This window comes from Rheinheimera sp. 1928-s (genome assembly GCF_029269265.1).
Taxonomy (GTDB): Bacteria; Pseudomonadota; Gammaproteobacteria; order Enterobacterales; family Alteromonadaceae; genus Pararheinheimera.
On the sequence record NZ_JARIXP010000005.1, the window covers coordinates 68,024 to 87,652 of the forward strand.

The window sequence follows — 19,629 nt, forward strand, 5'->3', positions numbered from 1 at the left end:
CCTTCTTTGCTCTGTTATTTGGATGCATTATTTGCGGGTATGCAGTTTCATCCAGTCAAAGACTTCGTTGTACCAGCGTTCTGCATTGCGGGGTTTTAAGATCCAGTGGTTTTCATCCGGGAATATGACTAACTTGGACTCAATGCCTTTACGTTGCAAAGTCGTAAAAGCACCCAAGCCTTGCGCATAAGGCACACGATAGTCTTTTAAACCGTGGATCACCAGCATAGGTGTTTTCCAGTTATCGACAAAAGCTGCCGGATTAAATTTCTGATAATCACTGTCTTTATTCCAGACCGGGCCACCTAAATCATGTTCAGGGAACCACAACTCTTCAGTGCTGCCATAAAAGCTTGGCATATCAAATAAACCTGCATGATTGACTAAACATTTAAAACTTTCAGGCCAGTTGCCAGCAATCCAGTTCATCATATAGCCACCGTAGGACGCACCTAAAGCACAGGCGTTGTTGCCATCCAGCCATTGTTCCTTTTCAGTGATAAAAGCCAGGCCTTTTTGTAAATCAACCAATGGCTTACCCGCCCAATCCCGGGCAATAGAATCAGTAAAAGCCTGACCGTAGCCTGTAGAGCCGTGGAAGTCGATCATCACTACGCCATAACCCTGAGCGGCCCATAACTGCGCATTCCAGCGGTAGTTAAACATATTGCCAAAGCTACCTTGTGGGCCACCATGCACAATAAAAGCAATTGGGTATTTCTGACCCTCTTTGAAATTGACAGGTTTCATCCAGTAACCATGCACTGTTTCGTCATTGGCTCCTGGGAAATTAAACTGCGCAAACTGAGCGAACTGAATACCGGCCAGAGCTTCTTTATTAACCTGGGTTAAGGCCGTTGGTGCGCCGGTTTCAGCAGTGATCTGGTAGATATCGCTCGGCTTATCCAGGCTGTGATTGGTAAAAATCAACTTGTTGCCCGCCACATTTAAGTCATTGGCTGTGCCGTCTGCATAGATTTTACTGATATCGCCAAAACTGGTGTTGATGGCAAAAATACCATGCTGGCCCGTGTCCTGTGCTGTGACGTAAATGGTTCTGTTGTCCGCACCAAATTTATAATCACTGATCGATCTGTCCCATTCAGGCGCCAGCTCTTTACGTTGACCTGTCACCATATCCAATAAGATCAGGCCAAAACGATCCGCTTCGTACACTGGTTTTTTCATGGCTAAGTAGGCCATAAAACGACCATCGCTGGAAAAAGAAGGTTTGGCATCCCAGGCTGCATTGTCGCGGGTTAAGTTGATTTTTTCGCCGCCATTGACCGACACCTGAAAAATATCAAAGTTGGTATGCCAGGCTTGGTCCACTCCGGGGATTTTGGCGCTGAACACCAGATTTTTACCGTCAGGGGTAAAAGCGACTTCTTTAATACCGGCGATATCGGTATTCCATTCTGGCAATAAATCTTTCGCCTCTGTGACTTTTTTGCCATTTAGGTCACTAATATACAAATGACTTCTGAATTCATCAGCCCAGGTATCCCAGTGGCGCACCATTAATTGATCGTAGACCATGGCGCTGTCTTGCTGACCCGCTTTTACCTGCTTGGCTTCCACTGTGCAGGATAAAGTTTCGCAGCCCGGTTTGGCGGCCATTTGCAACACAATTTTGCTGTTGTCGGCTGAAACTAAAAAGCCATCGACATCCAGCGGTAAATCTGTGATTTGTTGCGCTTCACCGCCAGACATAGGTAAACGCCAGACCTGTGAAGAACCTGAGCGGCCCGTCAGAAAATACAAAGCGCTGCCATCTTTGCTCCAGGCCACTGAGTGTTCTTTGTCTTCATTGTAAGTTAAGCGACTGAGCTTATTGTTTTGCTGTAAGTCGATTAAATACAAATCTGCGCTACTGTCCGCAGGAGCCAGGCCACCATTTTTCTGGCCATACACCAGATAACGGCCATCGGGGGAGACCACGACATCATAGATTTTGTTTAATTTGTTCAGGTGTTCAATGGTCAGAGGGGTTTTAGCGACAGCGGCACTGCTGAGTAACGCAGTGGCGAGAAAGATCCAGGCTTTCATAATTTCTCCCAGTGGAAAAACGCCCTGAGGGTCAGGGCGTCGTTTTCATTATAATTTTAGTTTCAGGCGCTTTGGTCAAGCTCAGCTATCTTCACTTTCCAAATAGCAGGCCCTTGTTTATGCACGTTATTTCCCTGACTGTCAACCGCCACTGTCACAGGCATGTCTTCTACGTCAAACTCGTAAATAGCTTCCATACCTAAGTCGGCAAAGGCGACAACGCGGGATTTTTTAATGGCTTTGGAGACTAAATAAGCAGCGCCACCCACCGCCATTAAGTACACAGCTTTATGCTCTTTAATACTTTCAACAGTTTTGTCACCACGCTCAGACTTACCAATCATGCCAAGCAGACCCATCTGGCCCAACATCAGGTCGGTAAATTTATCCATACGGGTAGCTGTGGTTGGGCCTGCAGGGCCAACCACTTCAGAACCTACGGCATCGACAGGGCCAACGTAATAAATAAAGCGGTTTTTAAAGTCAACGCCTTCTGGCAGCGCTTCGCCTTTGGCCATCATATCGGCAATACGTTTATGCGCAGCGTCACGGCCTGTCAGCATCTTGCCGGATAACAATACAGTTTCACCTGCTTTCCATTCCAGCACATCGGCAGGAGTGACAGTATCCAAATTGACACGGCGCACATTGTTGCCCAGCTCCCAGGTGACTTCAGGCCAGTCTTCCAGCTTAGGAGGTGTTAATACCGCAGGGCCTGAACCATCCAGGTGGAAATGCACGTGACGTGTGGCCGCACAGTTTGGGATCATCACCACTGGCTTAGATGCAGCATGAGTGGCGACAGATTTGATTTTTACATCAACAACAGTAGTTAAACCACCTAAACCCTGAGCACCAATGCCCAGTTTGTTCACTTTGTCGTACAGCTCAACACGCAGTTTTTCATCGGCAGTTTCAGCGCCTTTTTCCAGCAGATCCTGAATATCCACAGGCTCCATCAAAGCTTCTTTGGCAAGCACTGCAGCTTTTTCTGCTGTACCGCCAATACCTATGCCCAACATGCCTGGCGGACACCAGCCAGCACCCATTTTAGGCAGAGTTTCCAGCACCCATTCCACCACAGAGTCTGATGGGTTGAGCATCACCATTTTGGTTTTGTTTTCTGAGCCACCACCTTTAGCGGCAATAGCCACTTCGACATGGTGGCCTGCAATCATATCGATATGCACCACAGACGGTGTGTTGTCCTGGGTATTTTTACGAGCACCTGCAGGGTCTGCCACTATAGAGGCGCGCAGCGGGTTATGCGGATTCAGATAAGCACGGCGTGTGCCTTCATCCACCATTTGCTGTACTGTCATATCGGTTTTATCCCATTTGACATCCATACCGATTTTAACAAAACAAGTGACAATACCTGTATCCTGACAGATAGGTCTATTGCCTTCAGCCGACATACGGGAGTTGATCAGAATTTGGGCTATGGCGTCTTTAGCAGCCTGGTTTTGTTCTTTGTGATAGGCCTTTTCCAGAGCCTGGACAAAATCCAGCGGATGATAAAAAGAGATGTACTGCAACGCATCTTCGATGCTGTCGATAAAGTCTTGCTGGCGAATGACGGTCATATTGTGCCCTTATATGTAGCCCCAGTCTGCTCTGGCGGCATTTTCTATGTTCAGGTTAACTAATGTCAGTTGGGCTGATATGATACAGCGCAACAGATCAAGCGGCTAGTCAACAAGCGTATTTTTGCCGGAATTAGCCCGTTTTATGAGACGACTTATGTCACAGTTTTTAAAGTTAGATGCCAAAGCGCCGCATCTGCTGGAGTATTTTTCTGCGATAGCGGCAGAGCCCTGGGCCATGTTATTAGACTCAGCAGCCAGCAGCCACGTCAACAGCCGTTTTGATATTCTGGTGGCTCGTCCTGTTGCGACTTTAGTCTTTCAACAAGGTGAATTAACCCAAACCGAACAAGGCCAAAGCCAATTGCTGCAAATGGACCCTTTTGGCGCTTTGCAGCACCTGATCAGCAGCTATTTCCCGGATAAACCAGAGTGTTCAGACAATACTGAATTGCCTTTTGTTGGTGGTGCTTTAGGTTACTTTTCTTATGATTTAGGCACTGTAATTGAACCCGTGCCACAAGCCGCAGATGCGGGTGCTTTGCTGCCGGATATGGCGGTGGGTATTTATCTGTGGGCCTTAATTCTGGATAAGCAACAACAGCAACTTTGGTATGTGGATTATCGCGGTGACGCACAAAAACACTGGGTTGACACTTCAGTGCTCTTTACCCCGACCACTGAAACCTCAGCTTTTAGGCTGACATCCAACTGGCAAGCCAATATGGACAAAGCCAGTTACAGCCAAAAGTTTGACCAAGTGCAAAACTATCTGCAAAGCGGCGACTGTTATCAGATTAATTTGGCCCAGCGTTTTGCAGCCAGTTACAGCGGTGATGAATGGCAGGCTTATTTAACTTTGCGCAGTAAAAATGCCGCGCCTTTTTCAGCCTTTTTGCGTTTACCACAAGGCGCTGTTTTAAGTTTGTCTCCTGAGCGCTTTTTACAACTCAAAGCAGGTCAGGTTGAAACCAAACCTATTAAAGGCACCAGACCTCGTTTTGCAGACCCGGCGCTTGACAAACAAAGTGCAGAAGAGCTGCAGGCGGCACCAAAAGACAGAGCTGAAAATGTGATGATTGTCGATTTACTCCGAAACGATTTGGGCAAACATTGTGTGCCAGGCACAGTGAAAGTACCGGCTTTGTTTGCCATTGAGTCTTTCCCTGCTGTGCATCATCTGGTCAGTACTATCACCGGCACCTTAAATCCGAGTGCTGATGCCTGCGATTTATTAAGGGGCGCATTCCCAGGCGGCTCTATTACCGGAGCCCCTAAAGTACGGGCCATGCAAATCATTGCCGAATTAGAACCTCACAGCCGCTCTGTGTATTGTGGCGCTGTGGGTTATATCAATAGCAGCGGCGATATGGATACCAATATTGCCATCCGCACTTTAGTGATGGCACAAGGCCAGGCTTTTTGCTGGGCCGGAGGTGGCATAGTAGCCGATTCACAAGTGGATGCAGAATACGAAGAAACCTTTCATAAGGTGAATAAAATTTTGCCTTTGCTTGGCACTATCGAATGCCCGCCTTTGGCAGCAAAGGCAATGGAAACCTAACCAGATGAACCGGCAGCAGTTTTTACAGCGTTTTTTCTTGCAACCCAGCAAGCAGTCTGTGTTGCTGCAGGTTGAAAAAAGCAGAGCTGCTGCTGTGTTGTTGGTCCTGCGGGAACAACAAGGTGAACTGCAACTGCTGCTGACGAAACGCAGTTCAGACTTGAGGCATCATCCGGGCCAAATCAGCTTTCCTGGCGGCAAAATTGAAGCGAATGAAAACAGTCGGCAAGCCGCTTTACGTGAAACCCATGAAGAAACCGGTATAGCACCAGAGCAACTGCAACTCATAGGGCAACTGCCCAGTTATGCCACTGGCACTGGCTTTTTAATTCAGCCTTGGATTGCCTTTTTAACTCAGGACGTTGAACTCAAACTACAGGCCTCTGAAGTAGATTCTGCCTTTTGGTTACCTTTGCCTTTTGTATTCGAGCCACAAAATACGCACAGCGAACACTTTGCGATGCATGGTCAGTCTCATTTAGTGCATTTTATGCCCTACGGACCGCACCTGATTTGGGGGGCAACAGCCGCAATTCTTTATTCTTTAAAACAACAGCTGCATTTTTAATAATGGCAGCGGCTGGGACAAGCCCCACAGCGGTGTCATTAGACGGGCGGGGACAAGACCCGCACCTACAGTGGCTGTAATCAAATCAACACAGCACCGTAAGAAACTTTGCTGTAACAAGCACCGACCAGTTACCAGGTGAGTTACGAAATCAATCAGCTTCCGTTAGAATGGCGCCCAATTCCTATAACTAAAAGCAGGATCCGAATGATTATTAGCGCTTTTGATATGTTCAGCATTGGTATTGGCCCATCCAGTTCTCACACCGTAGGCCCAATGCGTGCTGCCAAAAAATTCTGTGAAAACCTGCAAGCGCAGGGTTTATTTGAGCAGGTCACCAGTGTCAAAGCTGAACTCTTTGGCTCTTTAGGCCAAACCGGTATTGGCCACGGCACGGGCAAAGCGGTGATTTTAGGTTTATCCGGCTATTTACCAGAAAACATAGAACCTGATGCTATTCCTGGTTTATTAAAGAAAGTGGATGAAAGCCAGACTATACAGCTGGATCAACAACGCTCTGTGGCTTTCCCAAGGGAAGGCGCCATTGTATTTCATCGTCGCAAAACCTTAAAAGAGCACTCCAACGGCATGGAACTGATCGCTTACGCCGGTCATGACGTGTTATTCAGCGAAATTTATTTCTCTATTGGCGGTGGCTTTATTGTCAAAGCTGAAGACTTTGCCAAAGAAAAAGAAGCCGCCAGTCAGTTTGCTGCCAACAATCCGCCGCCTTTCCCTTTTGAAAGTGGCGCAGAGCTGATGAAGCTGTGTAAAGAAAACGGTTTATCCATTGCTGGCCTGATGATGGAAAACGAAAAAGTATTACGCAGCGAACAACAGATTCAGGACGAGCTGGGTAAAATCTGGTCGACTATGTACGACTGTGTGCAACGTGGTATTCGTACTGAAGGCATTTTACCTGGTGGTTTAAAAGTAAAGCGCCGCGCCCCTGCTCTGCATAAACGTTTAATGGCAGAAAAAAGCTCAGACCCATTACAAGTGATGGACTGGGTAAATTTATTCGCCTTAGCCGTCAATGAAGAAAACGCTGCCGGTGGTCGCGTAGTGACAGCCCCGACCAACGGCGCCGCTGGTATTATTCCGGCGGTCCTGATGTATTACGACAAATACATTCAGCCTGTCACGCCGGATATCTACTGTCGTTATCTGTTAACTGCAGCTGCTATTGGTATTTTGTATAAAAAGAATGCCTCTATCTCAGGTGCTGAAGTAGGTTGTCAGGGTGAAGTGGGTGTGGCGTGCTCTATGGCGGCAGGTGCTTTAACTGAAATCTTAGGCGGCTCTGTTGATCATGTGGAAAACGCCGCTGAAATTGGCATGGAGCACAACTTAGGTTTAACCTGCGACCCTGTAGGTGGTTTAGTTCAGGTGCCTTGTATTGAACGTAATGCTATGGGTTCTATTAAAGCCATCAACGCTTCACGTTTAGCGCTGCGTGGCACAGGTGAGCATAAGGTATCGCTGGATAAAGTGATTAAAACCATGTGGGACACAGGCCGTGATATGCAAAGCAAATACAAAGAAACATCACGCGGTGGCTTGGCAGTCAACATCATCGAATGTTAAATCCCCTGCGTTCTTGAAGCCGCAGCGTTGTTGACTGCGCTACTAGCCCCAGTCACATAGGACTACCCTTCGTTCCTGAAGCTGTAGCTTCAATTACTTTTGGGATTACATGCCCATAAAAAAACCGCCTTTCGGCGGTTTTTTTCCTTTTCGCTATCACTTTTGCAGTGGTAACTCATCGGTTGGATACGTAGTCTCTTCAGAGCTTTTACTTCTGAACACCCCCAAAAAATCATCCAATATCACATAGAGCGCGGGGATCAGCAGTAAGGTGATCACTGTCGCAAACAAAATACCGTAGGCCAAAGATACAGCCATAGGCACCACAATTTGCGCCTGTAAGCTTTTTTCCAGCACTATAGGGGCCAAACCTAAGAAGGTCGTCACAGAGGTCAGCATTATAGGCCGGAAACGTCTGGTACCAGCCCCTACGACCGCTTCTTTTAATGGCATACCGTCACGGCGTGATTGATTGACAAAATCTACCATCACCAGTGAGTCGTTCACCACTACACCAGCCAACGCAATCAAACCAAATAAGGACATAATGCTGACACTTAATCCCAGCAGCATATGGCCTAAGATGGCGCCAATTAAACCAAAAGGGATCACCGACATAATGATCAGCGGCTGAGTATAAGATTTTAGCGGTATCGCCAGCAGCGCATAAATCACAAATAACGCCAGCAGGAAACCCATCGCAAGATCAACCATTGCATCGGCTTCTTCCAAACTTGCACCTTCCAGCGCGGTTTCTATGCCATATTTTTGCGCAAGCAAAGGCAGCACTTTTTCCTGCAACTCTTTGGTAATTTTCATCGGCTCAGCCAAAGCTTTATCGACTGATGCGCTGATGGTGACAGAACGTTCGCCATCGACCCTGTTAATAGCCGAATAGCTGGGTTGTGCTTTGTATTCAGCCACCTGGGAAAATGGAACTTCGGCACCGGACGCAGTGCGTATTTTCATATTCTCCAGATTGCCTACAGAGCGGCGTTCTTCTTTTGGATAACGCACCATCACTTTGACTTCTTCGCCGTCGCGCTGAATACGCTGCGCTTCAGCACCATAAAAGCCCTGACGCACTTGTGTGGCTAAATCGGATAAATTAATGCCCAAAGCTTCAGCCTGAGGTTTGATTTTCAATACAATCTCATCGTTACCGCCACTGATGCTGTCTTCGATATCAAAAACGCCCTGATATTCCAGCATGGCAGCTTTGAGCTCTTCCGTGGCTAAACGTAACTGCTCAAGCTCTTTGCTTTTCAGTTGAAATGAAATATCGCCACCACCGCCACCACTGGTCGAAGAGAAAATCTGTAGTGTTTTGACTCCGGCAATTTCTGGTATTTGCTCACGCCACAAGCGCACAAATTCATTAGCGTCTATGTTTCGGCCTTCACTTTTCTCAAGCTCAATCACAAACTGGCCACTGGTATCTGACTGAGTAAAAGTCAGACGGTGCTTCATTAACCCTTCTTCACCTTTGGCAACAATCTGTTCATTGGTCTTGACCAGAGCAGCTTCCAGTTGCTGCATAGCCTGCACTGTGGCTTTACCTGATGAGCCTTCCATCATGGTTAAATTTGCGTTGATAAAGTCGCTTGGTATATTAGGGAAAAACACCCAGCGCACATGGCCACCCGCCATTAAGCCGATCATCAGCACCATCATCGCAAAGAAACTGGTGGCCGTGATATAACGGTATTCAATACACCAGGCGAGCGCACGTTTATAGCGGCCATAGACAAAACGGTCGGTCGCACCAGACACTTTTAACCGGACAAATTTTAAACCGTTACTACAAGCTCGCCCCATGCCATAAAACAGGCCTTTGCGCTGCTGATCCCAAGGCTTATCGTCCATCGCAATTAAATGCGCTGGTAAAATAAGCTTGGATTCCACCATAGAAAAAACTAAACATAAGATCACCACCCAGGCGATAGATTCCCAGATCGGCCCTTGTGGTCCACCCACCATTAACATTGGAATGAAAGCAGCGATAGTGGTCATCACACCAAAAGTAGCAGGCATAGCCACCCGCTGGGCGCCACGGATCACGGTTTCAGCCGACTTGCCGTATTTCTCAATTTCGGTGTAAGCACTCTCCCCTATGATAATGGCGTCATCGACCAGAATCCCCAGCACCAAAATAAAACCAAACAAACTGATCATATTGATAGAGACGTTAAACATCTCCAATGGCATCAGGGCTATGGTGCCGAGGAAACAAACAGGAATACCCACCATGACCCAAAAGGCGACACGGAACTCGAGGAATAAAGTTAAGCTGATCAACACCAATAAGGCACCAATCAGCATATTGTCGGTCATCAGATCGAGGCGGCCTTGCAGGTAATAACTGGAGTCGCCCCAATAGTCGATTTCCATACTGTCGGGTAAATCGGCTTTTTTCTTCTCTACATAGTTTTTCACTACAGCAGCAATTTTTAAGGTGTTGTCTTCGCCTACTGCATCCACTTTAATTGACACTGAAGGTTTGCCGTTAAAAGTAGAATAAGACTCCATTTCGACAAAACCATCTTTGACCTGAGCAATGTCGCCCAACAACAAACGGGTGCCGTCTGCTCTGTTGATCAAGACGATGTCGGCAAAATCCTGTTGACGGTAGGCCTGACCTTTAGCCCGCAATAAAATATTGCCGTTGTCAGCTTTAATAGAACCACCTGGCACATCCACAGAGCTGCCGCGTACAGCCGCCACCATTTGATCAAAAGTCAGGCCAAATTCACGCAGTTTGTGCTCTGAGACTTCGATAGAGACTTCGTAATCCAAAGCCCCGACCACTTCCACTTTACTGACACCAGGTAGCTTTTTCAGCTCGTCCCGCACGTCTTTAGCAAACTCTTTTAAACCACGCTGATCGGTATCACCGTAAACAGATAACCACAGCACGTTGCTTTGAAATTTAGTGTTGTACACCACAGGACGTTCGGTTTGTTCAGGAAAGGACGAGATAGAATCCACCTGCATCTTAATTTCATTCATCAGGGTTTGAATGTCATAACCAGACTGAATTTCTAAGTTCACCGTGGCTAAACCTTCCACAGCATTAGAACGGATTTTTTTAATACCATTCAGGCTTCGCAGCGATTCTTCAATTTTGTCGACTATGCCCTCTTCCACTTCCTGCGGTGCTGCACCTAAATAAGCCACCCGGATAGTGACTTGTTCCAGCTGAATTTCAGGAAAAGTTTGTTTTTTGATGGTCAGCACACTGGCGATACCAGCCAGCAATAAAATAACCATCAATAAATTTGATGCCACGCTATTGCGGGCAAACCAGGCTAACCAGCCTTTATGGGTTTGATCCAGCTGCTGCATCAGGGTTTTTCTCCTGACTCAGTCGCGGCTATCGCTGTTTTTTCCTTTTCGGAGTCTTCCACGACAGGATCTGTAGTTGTGCGCAGCGCCATGCCTTCCAGTGGATTGGCAATAGCCGTTAATACCAGTTGCTCAGCCGGATCTAAACCTGCACTAACATAGGCATACTCTTCATCCATACGCTGCACTGTAACGCTACGGATATGCAGCTTATTGTCCTTGCTGATGGTCAGTACTTTTTCATCAGGTTTTAACAAATGCCGCTCCACCAACACCAGATTTTCACCGTTTTTGCCATCAATACGGGCTTTGACAAAACGGCCAAAGCGCAGTGGATCCTGACCACCCGTTTTTAAGCGGTACGGGTCTTTAATTTCAGCCACAGCGTAGATCACCCGGTTTTGATCATCCAGCATGCCTTCAGTGCGCACCAGTCTGGCGTTCCAGTTCAGTTGCTGACCCGCCACTTCTGCCGACAATAAAACTTCAGGTTGCTGCTGCTCAGAGGGTGTTAAACCAGGCATATTTAAATAACCCACGTCGTTATCCGACAGCGGCAAGCGTACCTCTGCCACTTCAGTGCCATAAATAGTACCTAAGTCAAAACCGCGGCTGATAAACTGCCCTATGTTGGCATTTTTGGCTTTGACTATGCCATCGTAAGGCGCACGGATTTCAGTACGAATAAGGTTACGACGGGCGTTTTCCAGTTCAGCTTCAGCAGAACGCACATTGGCTAATTCCTGAGCCAGCTGTGGACGGCGTAAACCTAATTCCGGTGCTTTACCTGCACTAAATTCACTCCATTCTTTAGCTGCAACCTTACCACGGGCTTTTTCTTCTTCTAATAAAGCCTGAGCACGAGCCAAATTGGCTTCCGAAAGTTTGACCGCTGTTAAATAATCGTACTGCTCAACCTGAATAAGCAAATCACCGGCGCGGAAAAAACCACCTTCAATAAAGTTGTCCGCTACCTTCACAATCACGCCATTGACTTCAGACGTCAGGCTGGTGATCACTTTCGGCTGCACTGAACCTTGCGACCACACCTGATACGTCAGGTTTTGTCGGCTAACAGGTTTTACTTCGACGAATAAGTCTTTGCGTGTTTCTTTTTTCTGCTCAGGTGGCTTTTTTCCTGCCACAAAAGCCGATGCGAGAATGACTGCGCCCACCACAATCAATACAGGAACTCCTGCTTTTACCCACTTGCCTGCCATTTTTAGTCCTTTGGTCACAAATTTATCTGACTCTATCTTACAGTTCGTTACGCTGTAACAGTATCAGCAGTTGTTAGCTTTTTTATCTAAATTGTGTCGAACGCAACAACACACTTTGGCCACTTTTTTTATAGTCAGGTGCAGAAGCCTTAAGGCACAGGGCTTACAGCAGATTAAGACAGCCCAACCATCTACTGCTCTGCAGCATTACTGTGAAGTTACGACATATTTAGTTACAACTTCGGCTCTGATTATTCAACAGGTAAATAGCGAATTCATCTATCTACATTCCAGAAAGTTATTTTGGTGACTGCTAGAGCTTAGTTATGGTGGAGAAGACCAGAAACAGGTTGTTTTTTAGACACTTCATTGTCATCACATAAGGATACACTGTACTTTTATGTGACTGTCAGGCTAATTCAGGAAGGAAGCATCTATGAGTATCAGTAAGCAGTATTTAAAAACCAAACCAGTATGCAAAGTCACTTTTACCTTTGCAGGTCATCACTACCCTCAAGCCCAAAGTGTGGCTTTAGCGGGAGAATTTAATAACTGGGATCCGCAGGCAGTTTTAATGAAAAAAACCAAGACAGGCGACTTTACCGCCAGCCTGACTCTGGATAAAGAAAAACAGTACCAATTCCGATATGTAGTGGATGGTCAAACCTGGCTGAATGATGATGAAGCCGATGGCTATGTGCCCACTCAGGTCAGCTACGACCAGAATTCAGTGGTTCAGTTGTAACTATAAAAATGGGGTCAGATCACATTATTGGCCTGGCCAATAATGTGATCTGACCCCATTTTTAATTAACGTTTTTCCAATACCAGACAACCTACTGAGTAGCCTGCACCGAAAGAGCACAAAATGGCTTTTTCGCCGGATTGAATGCCTTCTTTGTTTTTATGAAAGGCAATCACAGAACCCGCCGATGCTGTATTGGCGTAGGTATCTAATACCAACGGAGCTTCTTCTGGTAAAGGGTCACGACCTAAGATCTTTTTCGCCGCAAACAGGTTCATATTGATATTGGCCTGGTGTAACCACAAGCGTTTTAAATCATCTGGCGCCACAGCTAAACGCTGCATCTCGTTTAAAATGACGTCGGCCACTATAGGCAATAACTCTTTAAATACCTTGCGACCCTGCTGTTTAAAAAATGGCGCGTCTGGGTCTGTTTCCGGATGGCAATGTTCGGTGTAACCAATGTCACAGCGAATATTATTAGAGAATTCAGTTTTTAAACTCATACCGAGAATTCGGTAGGCGTTGTTAGAAGTGACAGTCTCTTCCGCTTCGATAATAGTGGCGGTACAGACATCACCAAAAATAAAATGGCTGTCTCTGTTAGTGTAATTGACCTGAGGGGAGGCAAATTCAGGATTGACCACCAGCACCACTTTGGCCATACCGCCACGAATAGCGTTGACCGCATTGCTGATAGCAAAAGTGGCAGATGAACAAGCCACGTTCATATCAAAGGCATAACCTGCCGCCCCTAAAGCCTGTTGCAGTTCAATAGATAAGGCTGGATAAGGCCGTTGAATATTAGAAGCTGCGCAAATAATCAGATCGATATCAGCCGCAGTTTTGCCCGCTTGCGCCATGGCTTCCTGGGCCGCAACTATGGCCATCTCCACCATTTCAGGGTGTTCGTCTTCGCCACGTTTTGGAAAAACCGGCATCATTACGGCTGGGTCTAAAATACCTTCTTTGTGCAATACATGGCGAGATTTAATGCCTGAGGCTTTTTCAATAAACTCGCAGCTGGAATACTCCAAAGCGGCCAGCTCACCGGCTTCAATATCAGCCGCATATTGCTCATTAAACAAATCGACATACTGATTAAAACTGGCGACTAACTCTTCGTTGGTGACAGTTTCGGTTGGAGTAAACAGGCCTGAGCCGCTGATCAGCACATTTTTCATTCAGAATACCCTTGTCATAGCGCAACTTCTTGTAATGAGTTGCTGAATTGGTCGCTATTCTAGCTTAATTTCGCTGAAATCAGCCACTACGAATATACCCAAACTAATTGGAGTTGCAGCTAGGCGACAAGCGATAAAGACCCCAGGAGCATAGTTGTCCTATGTGACTGGGGCTGCAGCGCGCAGTCAACAACGCTGCGGCTTCAAGTAGGAAGGGTATAAATCACCACTGTGCTGGCCACTTTGTCCTGAATTGCCTGCCGGTTTGGATCCCATAAAATTTGAGCAAAACCAACCAGGCCCGTCGCAAAACCTGCGCCATAACCGCCCTGACGACTAAAAGAGGTCCATAAGCTTAATGGCTGGTTATCCAGTTGCACCACCCGAATACGGGTCAGCCGCTTGCCTATGGTCTGGCCATTATTCCAACTGGTGTAAAAGGTAAAATAAGCCATAGCCCAGCCAAAACCTAAACCAAAGTCTGCCAATATACCCTTCACCCATTTGATTAGGCTGTAATCAGAGCTTTTTAGTTTATCCAGTACTGAATACGACTCCTCCTTCTCTTGCTTCGTAACAGGCGCAGTCGTCACTGGCTCCGCAACCATTTGTGGTTCAGCCACATACTTATCCAGTAAAGCACGTTTTTCAGCACCTTTAAGTGGAGTGATCTCCAACATACCATCGAGCAAATCGCGCTGATGTTCAGTGCTGACACCAGACTTCTGTAACTCAAGCGCCAGCGATTTTATTTTGTCTTCAACACAACGATCATCACAAGCCTTGGTGGACAACTCTATCGACACTTTGGCCAGTTCAGCACCAGCGTGTGGAGTTAAATTCAAATCAGAGGCTGAGGTTGTCTCTTTCTCCTGCACCCAGTGAGGTGCCCAGTTCAGCGTCAGCAGCGTACATAAAGTAGCCAGCACTATCAGCCACAGATGATTTGTCTTCTGGGCTTTGTATCTGTTCCAACAAAGATAGAGCATAGTGGGTAGCACAAAAATCAGGCTGGCAGAGGCGAGGCCACTGATAATAACCCCATCTATGCCGATAGCCAGACCACGGCGCAGAGGTTTAGCCAAAGGCTGCCCTATCAATTCATCTGCTACCACAAAAGCATGAGGTGTGACTATTTCCCGTACTTCTTTTTTCGTTAACTGGTGGCCGGTTTCGTCGACAAAAGTGTCAGGCGCTACTTCCCTTATATCCTGATGTTCTGGCTGTTCGTGCTGCATTAAATATCCCGTAAATGCCTGATGAATAAACCACTTTAATCAGTTCGTCTGACCTTTTCAATGCCGCTTTGATAAATGCCGGATGGCGCCACTTAAACCGTCCAGCGTCATGCCATACATTTGGTTCTGCATCAGTTTCTGCAGTATTTCAATAGAGTGATAATGGCTCCACCAGGCTTGTGGTTGTGGGTTGAGCCAAACTGCATTGGGAAAATGATCCAGCAGGCGTTTTAACCAGACTTCACCAGATTCGGGGTTAAAGTGCTCCACACTGCCGCCCGGATAAGTAATTTCATAAGGCCCCATAGTGGCATCACCAACAAAAATCACTTTGTAGTCACTATGATACGTCTGCAAAAGCTGAGCAACGGAGACTGCATCCGCGGCACGCCTTTGATGAGTGCGCCATACCTGCTCGTAAGGGCAGTTATGAAAATAGAAAAACTCCAGATGCTTAAATTCGGTGCGGGCCGCGGCAAATAGCTGCTCGCATTCATGAATATAATCATCCATCGAGCCACCTATATCAAAAAACATCAGCACTTTGACCGCATTGTGCCGCTCACTCTGAAACTTTAAATCCAGCCAGCCCGCTTGCTGAGCTGTGGCTTTTATAGTGCCGTTTAAATCCAGCTCTGTGGCTTGTCCGGTGCGGGCAAAACGCCGCAGTTGCCGCAGAGCAAGCTGCATAGCTCTGTGATTGAGCTCCGCGTTTTGATCAAAGTCTTTAAAATCACGCTTATCCCATACTTTGACCGCACGGCGCTGACCACTGCCCTGCTGGCCGACTCTGATACCTTCCGGGTGAAAGCCATAAGCACCAAAAGGTGATGAGCCACCCGTGCCTATCCATTTATTGCCGCCTGCGTGTTTTTCCTGCTGCTCTTTTAAACGCTGCTTAAATTGCTCCAGCAACTGCTCCAACCCACCTAAAGAGGCCAGTTTGGCTTTATCTTCCTCCGACAACTGACGAATAAGCCCAGGCAGTAGCCAGTGATCCGGAATAAGCGCAGCTAAATCCAAACTTTCAACGCCTTCAAAATACTCCGCAAAAGCCCTGTCGAATTTGTCGTACTGGCTTTCATCTTTGACCAGACACAAACGGGCCAGCAGATAAAAATCATCTGTGCTTGCAAAAATCAGTTGCTGCTGCAGAGCCTTAAGTAAATCCAGCAGCTCAGTGATGCTGGATTTCAGGCCATATTTGCGTAAAGTTAAAAAAAACGAAATCAGCATATCAACGGCCAGCACGACGAGCCATAAAGGCCAATTTTTCCAGTAAGGCCACATCCTGCTCGTTTTTCAGTAAGGCGCCGTACAAAGGCATTAAACCGCCTTGATGCTGTTTATCCTGTAACACCGATGGCGCTATCTGTTCGGCTAGCAAAAGTTTTAACCAATCCAACAGCTCTGAGGTCGAGGGCTTTTTCTTTAACGCATCCACTGCACGCAAGTCAAAAAATACCTCGAGTGCGGCTGTCAGTAAATCGGCCTGCAAGGTCGGAAAATGCGCCAGCACTATTTGAGTTAAAGTGTCTTTGTCGGGAAAACGGATGTAATGGAAAAAACATCTGCGAAGAAAAGCGTCCGGCAATTCCTTCTCATTGTTGGACGTGATCACCACTATAGGCCTTTGCTTTGCACTAATACGCTCACCTGTTTCGTAGACATCAAATGACATCCGATCCAGTTCGTGCAATAAATCGTTTGGAAACTCGATGTCGGCTTTGTCGATTTCATCAATCAACAGCACAGGGCGCTTTGCTGCTGTAAAGGCGGTCCAGAGTTTACCTGGCTTGATGTAGTTGCTGATGTTCGCTACGCGCTCACTACCCAACTGGCCATCACGCAAACGTGAAACTGCATCATACTCATACAACCCCTGCTGAGCTTTACTGGTGGATTTGATTTGCCAGTTAATCAAATCAGTGCCTAAACTTGCTGCCAGCTCCTCAGCTAAACGGGTTTTGCCAGTGCCAGGTTCGCCTTTGATCAATAAAGGTTTTTCTAAGGTGACTGCGGCATTGACGGCCAGCGCCAGCTCCGGCGATAAAATATAGTGTTCTGTGCTTTGAAAAATCATCTGTGGTTACTTCTTTTTTACGGTGCAGGCTTAAGATGGGAATATCTTATATCAAATCTTTTCTTTCGTTTTAACAAGGCGCGAGTATTCTTATAACCATTCATCAGACCCTGAAGGTTTTTTATTATGTCAAAGATCTACGAAGATAACTCACTGTCTATTGGTAACACTCCTCTGGTGCGCTTAAAGCGCGTCACATCTGGTGCCAATGTATTTGCCAAAATCGAATCCCGTAACCCAAGCTTCTCTGTGAAATGCCGCTTAGGTGCAGCCTTGATTTGGGATGCAGAAAAAAAAGGTCTGTTAGGCCCAGGTAAAGAAATTATCGAGCCTACTTCTGGTAACACAGGTATTGCTTTGGCTTTTGTTGCCGCCAGCCGCGGCTATGCGTTAACTCTGACCATGCCAGCCACTATGAGTTTAGAGCGCCGTAAACTGCTGAAAGCTTTAGGTGCTAATTTAGTGCTGACCGAAGGCGCAAAAGGCATGAAAGGCGCTATCGAAAAAGCCAAAGAAATTCTGGCGTCAGAACCGGATAAATATGTGTTGCTACAGCAGTTTGAAAACCCGGCCAATCCACAAATCCACTTTGACACCACAGGTCCTGAGATTTGGAATGACACAGATGGCAACATCGATATCTTCGTAGCTGGTGTAGGCACAGGCGGCACTATTACCGGTGTCAGCCGTTATATTAAGCAACAAAAAAAACACCCGCTATTCAGCGTAGCGGTAGAACCTGTTGATTCACCTGTGATAAGTCAGGCCCGTGCCGGTCAGGAAATTAAACCTGGTCCACATAAAATTCAGGGCATAGGTGCAGGTTTTATCCCGGGCAACCTGGATTTATCCATTATTGATGCGGTAGAAACAGTCAGCAACGACGACGCCATCGCTATGGCACACCGTCTGATGAAAGAAGAAGGTATTCTGGCTGGTATTTCTTCAGGTGCAGCCGTAGTTGCCGCCAAGCGCCTGGCTGAGCTGCCAGAAAACGCTGGTAAAAATATTGTAGTGATTATTCCAAGTTCAACAGAACGTTATTTATCCAGCGCGCTGTTTGCAGACTTCTTTACCGAAAGCGAATTACAAGCTTAATCAATACCTTAGATTTATTGAAAGGCCACTTTTGTGGCCTTTTTCTTTACTTTTCCCGTATATTTCCCCAGACTGTAAGCCGAACATCTACTTTGGGTAACACGAATGCAAAAAATTTTAGTGCTGTTATTTTCCTTGCTGTTATTAGCTTGCTCTGAAGAAGCACCTAAAGTGAATGCTGACTTAGGTTCCCCTGAGTTCGCTGCTGGCGAATTTTTTCATTCTTTGTACACCACCAAAGATTTAGAGAGAGCCAAAGCTCTGAGCACAAAATCCTATGCCCGTATTTTGGATGCTTATGGTAATACCCGAGGTGTGGTGCGAACTTTGTATAACATGAGTTTTGATGAAGTAAATATCAGCATTGACCGTACCGGCAAAAACCTGCGGGAGCAATACGGCAATACAGCTGAAATTACCATGTTGTTTGAAGGCAAAAGTAATGGTAATAAGAAGATAGAACTGCGTGTGGTCAAAATGGTAAAAGAAGATGGCCAGTGGCTGGTTGAAGGGGTGAAATCGGACCCTTATGCCAGAACAGCTGTTTAGTAAGCTGCGCCATCACATTGGACAAAAGACGGGCGAGCATCAAGGTCGCCCCTTGTTTTTGGGCTGAGTCTTAGCGTTTAAAAAACTGCGCTATCACCTGCTGACAGTCCGGTCCTTTGAGTAAACGACTAAAATCAGCCAGCTCCAGCTCTATCGCCTGCTTCACAGCACTGCCGCTTTTCATCAGCTTTTTACTGCTTTGCACTGCATCAGCAGGTAAAGCAGACAGCTTTTTCGCTTTGCTGAGCGCAAACTCCAACAGATTTTCTTTGTCGACCAGTTGATTGACCAGACCCAAACGGTACGCTTCGTTGCCATCTATGGCTTCAGACAGTAATAACATGCTGCTGGCACGCTGCTGTCCAATCAACAAAGGCAACAACAGACTAGAACCTGCTTCCGGGCATAACCCCAGCTGGGTAAAAGGCAGCTGAAAACGGCAATCGGCCGTGCTGTAGACCAAATCACAATGCAACAGCACTGTAGTTCCTATACCAATAGCCAGACCCGCCACTGCAGCCACTACAGGCTTAGGAAACTTTGCCATTTCATACAAAAACATCACTGTAGGATGGGCGTCGTTGAGCTCACCACTTTGTAGAAAGTCGGCTAAATCATTGCCTGAAGAAAAGCACTCTGCTGAGCCTTGCAGCAACACGACCTTGATTTCATCGTTTTGTGCTGCCTGCTGTAACTGCTGCACCAATTGCTGATACATCAGCTTGTTCAGTGCATTTTTTTTATCAGGTCTGTTCAGGCTAAGGGTTAAAACGCCTTGCGCTGTGGATACATCAATACTCATTTTTGTTCTGA

15 protein-coding genes are annotated in these 19,629 nt (G+C 46.7%); 6 read left to right on the forward strand and 9 right to left on the reverse strand.

Annotated elements, in window-relative coordinates; all coding sequences use genetic code 11:
* Positions 1-27: 27 nt before the first annotated feature.
* Complete coding sequence (locus P3C17_RS13295) at positions 28-2,049, reverse strand: S9 family peptidase (protein ID WP_300929903.1); 2,022 nt, start codon at positions 2,047-2,049, stop codon at positions 28-30.
* Between the two features lie 62 nt (positions 2,050-2,111).
* Positions 2,112-3,635, reverse strand: a complete 1,524-nt coding sequence (locus P3C17_RS13300) for a fumarate hydratase (RefSeq protein ID WP_300929904.1) — start codon at positions 3,633-3,635, stop codon at positions 2,112-2,114.
* A gap of 157 nt (positions 3,636-3,792) precedes the next feature.
* On the opposite strand from P3C17_RS13300, the gene pabB reads away from it, so the two are divergent.
* The 3 genes from pabB to P3C17_RS13315 all read left to right on the forward strand — a co-directional run bounded on the left by pabB (position 3,793) and on the right by P3C17_RS13315 (position 7,354).
* Positions 3,793-5,199 (forward strand): aminodeoxychorismate synthase component I, encoded by a 1,407-nt coding sequence (gene pabB / locus P3C17_RS13305; RefSeq protein ID WP_300929905.1) that lies wholly within the window; start codon positions 3,793-3,795, stop codon positions 5,197-5,199.
* 4 nt (positions 5,200-5,203) lie between these two features.
* The gene (locus P3C17_RS13310; RefSeq protein WP_300929906.1) at positions 5,204-5,767 is read left to right on the forward strand and encodes a CoA pyrophosphatase; all 564 of its coding nucleotides are present in this window, start codon (positions 5,204-5,206) and stop codon (positions 5,765-5,767) included.
* Positions 5,768-5,974: 207 nt separating this feature from the next.
* Positions 5,975-7,354, forward strand: a complete 1,380-nt coding sequence (locus P3C17_RS13315; protein WP_300929907.1) for an L-serine ammonia-lyase — start codon at positions 5,975-5,977, stop codon at positions 7,352-7,354.
* Positions 7,355-7,510: 156 nt separating this feature from the next.
* Here the strand turns inward: P3C17_RS13315 and P3C17_RS13320 are convergent, their stop codons facing one another.
* Complete coding sequence (locus P3C17_RS13320; RefSeq protein ID WP_300929908.1) at positions 7,511-10,699, reverse strand: efflux RND transporter permease subunit; 3,189 nt, start codon at positions 10,697-10,699, stop codon at positions 7,511-7,513.
* Complete coding sequence (locus P3C17_RS13325) at positions 10,699-11,919, reverse strand: efflux RND transporter periplasmic adaptor subunit (RefSeq protein ID WP_300929909.1); 1,221 nt, start codon at positions 11,917-11,919, stop codon at positions 10,699-10,701. The genes P3C17_RS13320 and P3C17_RS13325 overlap by 1 nt, the downstream gene beginning before the upstream one ends.
* Positions 11,920-12,355: 436 nt before the next feature.
* On the opposite strand from P3C17_RS13325, the gene P3C17_RS13330 reads away from it, so the two are divergent.
* Positions 12,356-12,664 (forward strand): isoamylase early set domain-containing protein, encoded by a 309-nt coding sequence (locus tag P3C17_RS13330; RefSeq protein ID WP_233081721.1) that lies wholly within the window; start codon positions 12,356-12,358, stop codon positions 12,662-12,664.
* Between the two features lie 65 nt (positions 12,665-12,729).
* Here the strand turns inward: P3C17_RS13330 and P3C17_RS13335 are convergent, their stop codons facing one another.
* The 4 genes from P3C17_RS13335 to P3C17_RS13350 form a co-directional block, all read right to left on the reverse strand.
* Positions 12,730-13,848, reverse strand: a complete 1,119-nt coding sequence (locus P3C17_RS13335) for a beta-ketoacyl-ACP synthase III (protein ID WP_300929910.1) — start codon at positions 13,846-13,848, stop codon at positions 12,730-12,732.
* A gap of 203 nt (positions 13,849-14,051) precedes the next feature.
* A complete protein-coding gene (locus tag P3C17_RS13340; protein ID WP_300929911.1) occupies positions 14,052-15,086 on the reverse strand; it encodes an RDD family protein in 1,035 nt (344 codons plus the stop codon).
* A 57-nt stretch (positions 15,087-15,143) separates the two neighbouring features.
* Positions 15,144-16,322, reverse strand: a complete 1,179-nt coding sequence (locus tag P3C17_RS13345; RefSeq protein ID WP_300929912.1) for a VWA domain-containing protein — start codon at positions 16,320-16,322, stop codon at positions 15,144-15,146.
* A 1-nt stretch (position 16,323) separates the two neighbouring features.
* Positions 16,324-17,169 (reverse strand): MoxR family ATPase, encoded by an 846-nt coding sequence (locus P3C17_RS13350; RefSeq protein WP_300929913.1) that lies wholly within the window; start codon positions 17,167-17,169, stop codon positions 16,324-16,326.
* Positions 17,170-17,295: 126 nt separating this feature from the next.
* Between P3C17_RS13350 and cysK the strand changes: the two genes are divergently transcribed.
* Together cysK and P3C17_RS13360 are read left to right on the forward strand one after the other, a co-directional pair.
* Positions 17,296-18,267, forward strand: a complete 972-nt coding sequence (cysK, locus tag P3C17_RS13355) for a cysteine synthase A (RefSeq protein WP_300929914.1) — start codon at positions 17,296-17,298, stop codon at positions 18,265-18,267.
* Between the two features lie 105 nt (positions 18,268-18,372).
* Positions 18,373-18,816 (forward strand): hypothetical protein, encoded by a 444-nt coding sequence (locus P3C17_RS13360; RefSeq protein ID WP_300929915.1) that lies wholly within the window; start codon positions 18,373-18,375, stop codon positions 18,814-18,816.
* A gap of 70 nt (positions 18,817-18,886) precedes the next feature.
* Here the strand turns inward: P3C17_RS13360 and P3C17_RS13365 are convergent, their stop codons facing one another.
* Positions 18,887-19,618, reverse strand: a complete 732-nt coding sequence (locus P3C17_RS13365) for an enoyl-CoA hydratase-related protein (RefSeq protein WP_300929916.1) — start codon at positions 19,616-19,618, stop codon at positions 18,887-18,889.
* Positions 19,619-19,629: the final 11 nt, after the last annotated feature.

What these genes read in the sequence shown, in the direction of transcription:
- P3C17_RS13295 (WP_300929903.1), bottom strand. Translation starts at nt 2,049, where the DNA reads ATGAAAGCCTGGATCTTTCTCGCCACTGCGTTACTCAGCAGTGCCGCT.
- P3C17_RS13320 (WP_300929908.1), bottom strand. Translation starts at nt 10,699, where the DNA reads ATGCAGCAGCTGGATCAAACCCATAAAGGCTGGTTAGCCTGGTTTGCC.
- P3C17_RS13360 (WP_300929915.1), top strand. Translation starts at nt 18,373, where the DNA reads ATGCAAAAAATTTTAGTGCTGTTATTTTCCTTGCTGTTATTAGCTTGC.
- P3C17_RS13325 (WP_300929909.1), bottom strand. Translation starts at nt 11,919, where the DNA reads ATGGCAGGCAAGTGGGTAAAAGCAGGAGTTCCTGTATTGATTGTGGTG.
- P3C17_RS13315 (WP_300929907.1), top strand. Translation starts at nt 5,975, where the DNA reads ATGATTATTAGCGCTTTTGATATGTTCAGCATTGGTATTGGCCCATCC.
- P3C17_RS13345 (WP_300929912.1), bottom strand. Translation starts at nt 16,322, where the DNA reads ATGCTGATTTCGTTTTTTTTAACTTTACGCAAATATGGCCTGAAATCC.
- P3C17_RS13335 (WP_300929910.1), bottom strand. Translation starts at nt 13,848, where the DNA reads ATGAAAAATGTGCTGATCAGCGGCTCAGGCCTGTTTACTCCAACCGAA.
- P3C17_RS13330 (WP_233081721.1), top strand. Translation starts at nt 12,356, where the DNA reads ATGAGTATCAGTAAGCAGTATTTAAAAACCAAACCAGTATGCAAAGTC.
- P3C17_RS13365 (WP_300929916.1), bottom strand. Translation starts at nt 19,618, where the DNA reads ATGAGTATTGATGTATCCACAGCGCAAGGCGTTTTAACCCTTAGCCTG.
- P3C17_RS13310 (WP_300929906.1), top strand. Translation starts at nt 5,204, where the DNA reads ATGAACCGGCAGCAGTTTTTACAGCGTTTTTTCTTGCAACCCAGCAAG.
- cysK (WP_300929914.1), top strand. Translation starts at nt 17,296, where the DNA reads ATGTCAAAGATCTACGAAGATAACTCACTGTCTATTGGTAACACTCCT.
- P3C17_RS13350 (WP_300929913.1), bottom strand. Translation starts at nt 17,169, where the DNA reads ATGATTTTTCAAAGCACAGAACACTATATTTTATCGCCGGAGCTGGCG.
- P3C17_RS13300 (WP_300929904.1), bottom strand. Translation starts at nt 3,635, where the DNA reads ATGACCGTCATTCGCCAGCAAGACTTTATCGACAGCATCGAAGATGCG.
- pabB (WP_300929905.1), top strand. Translation starts at nt 3,793, where the DNA reads ATGTCACAGTTTTTAAAGTTAGATGCCAAAGCGCCGCATCTGCTGGAG.
- P3C17_RS13340 (WP_300929911.1), bottom strand. Translation starts at nt 15,086, where the DNA reads ATGCAGCACGAACAGCCAGAACATCAGGATATAAGGGAAGTAGCGCCT.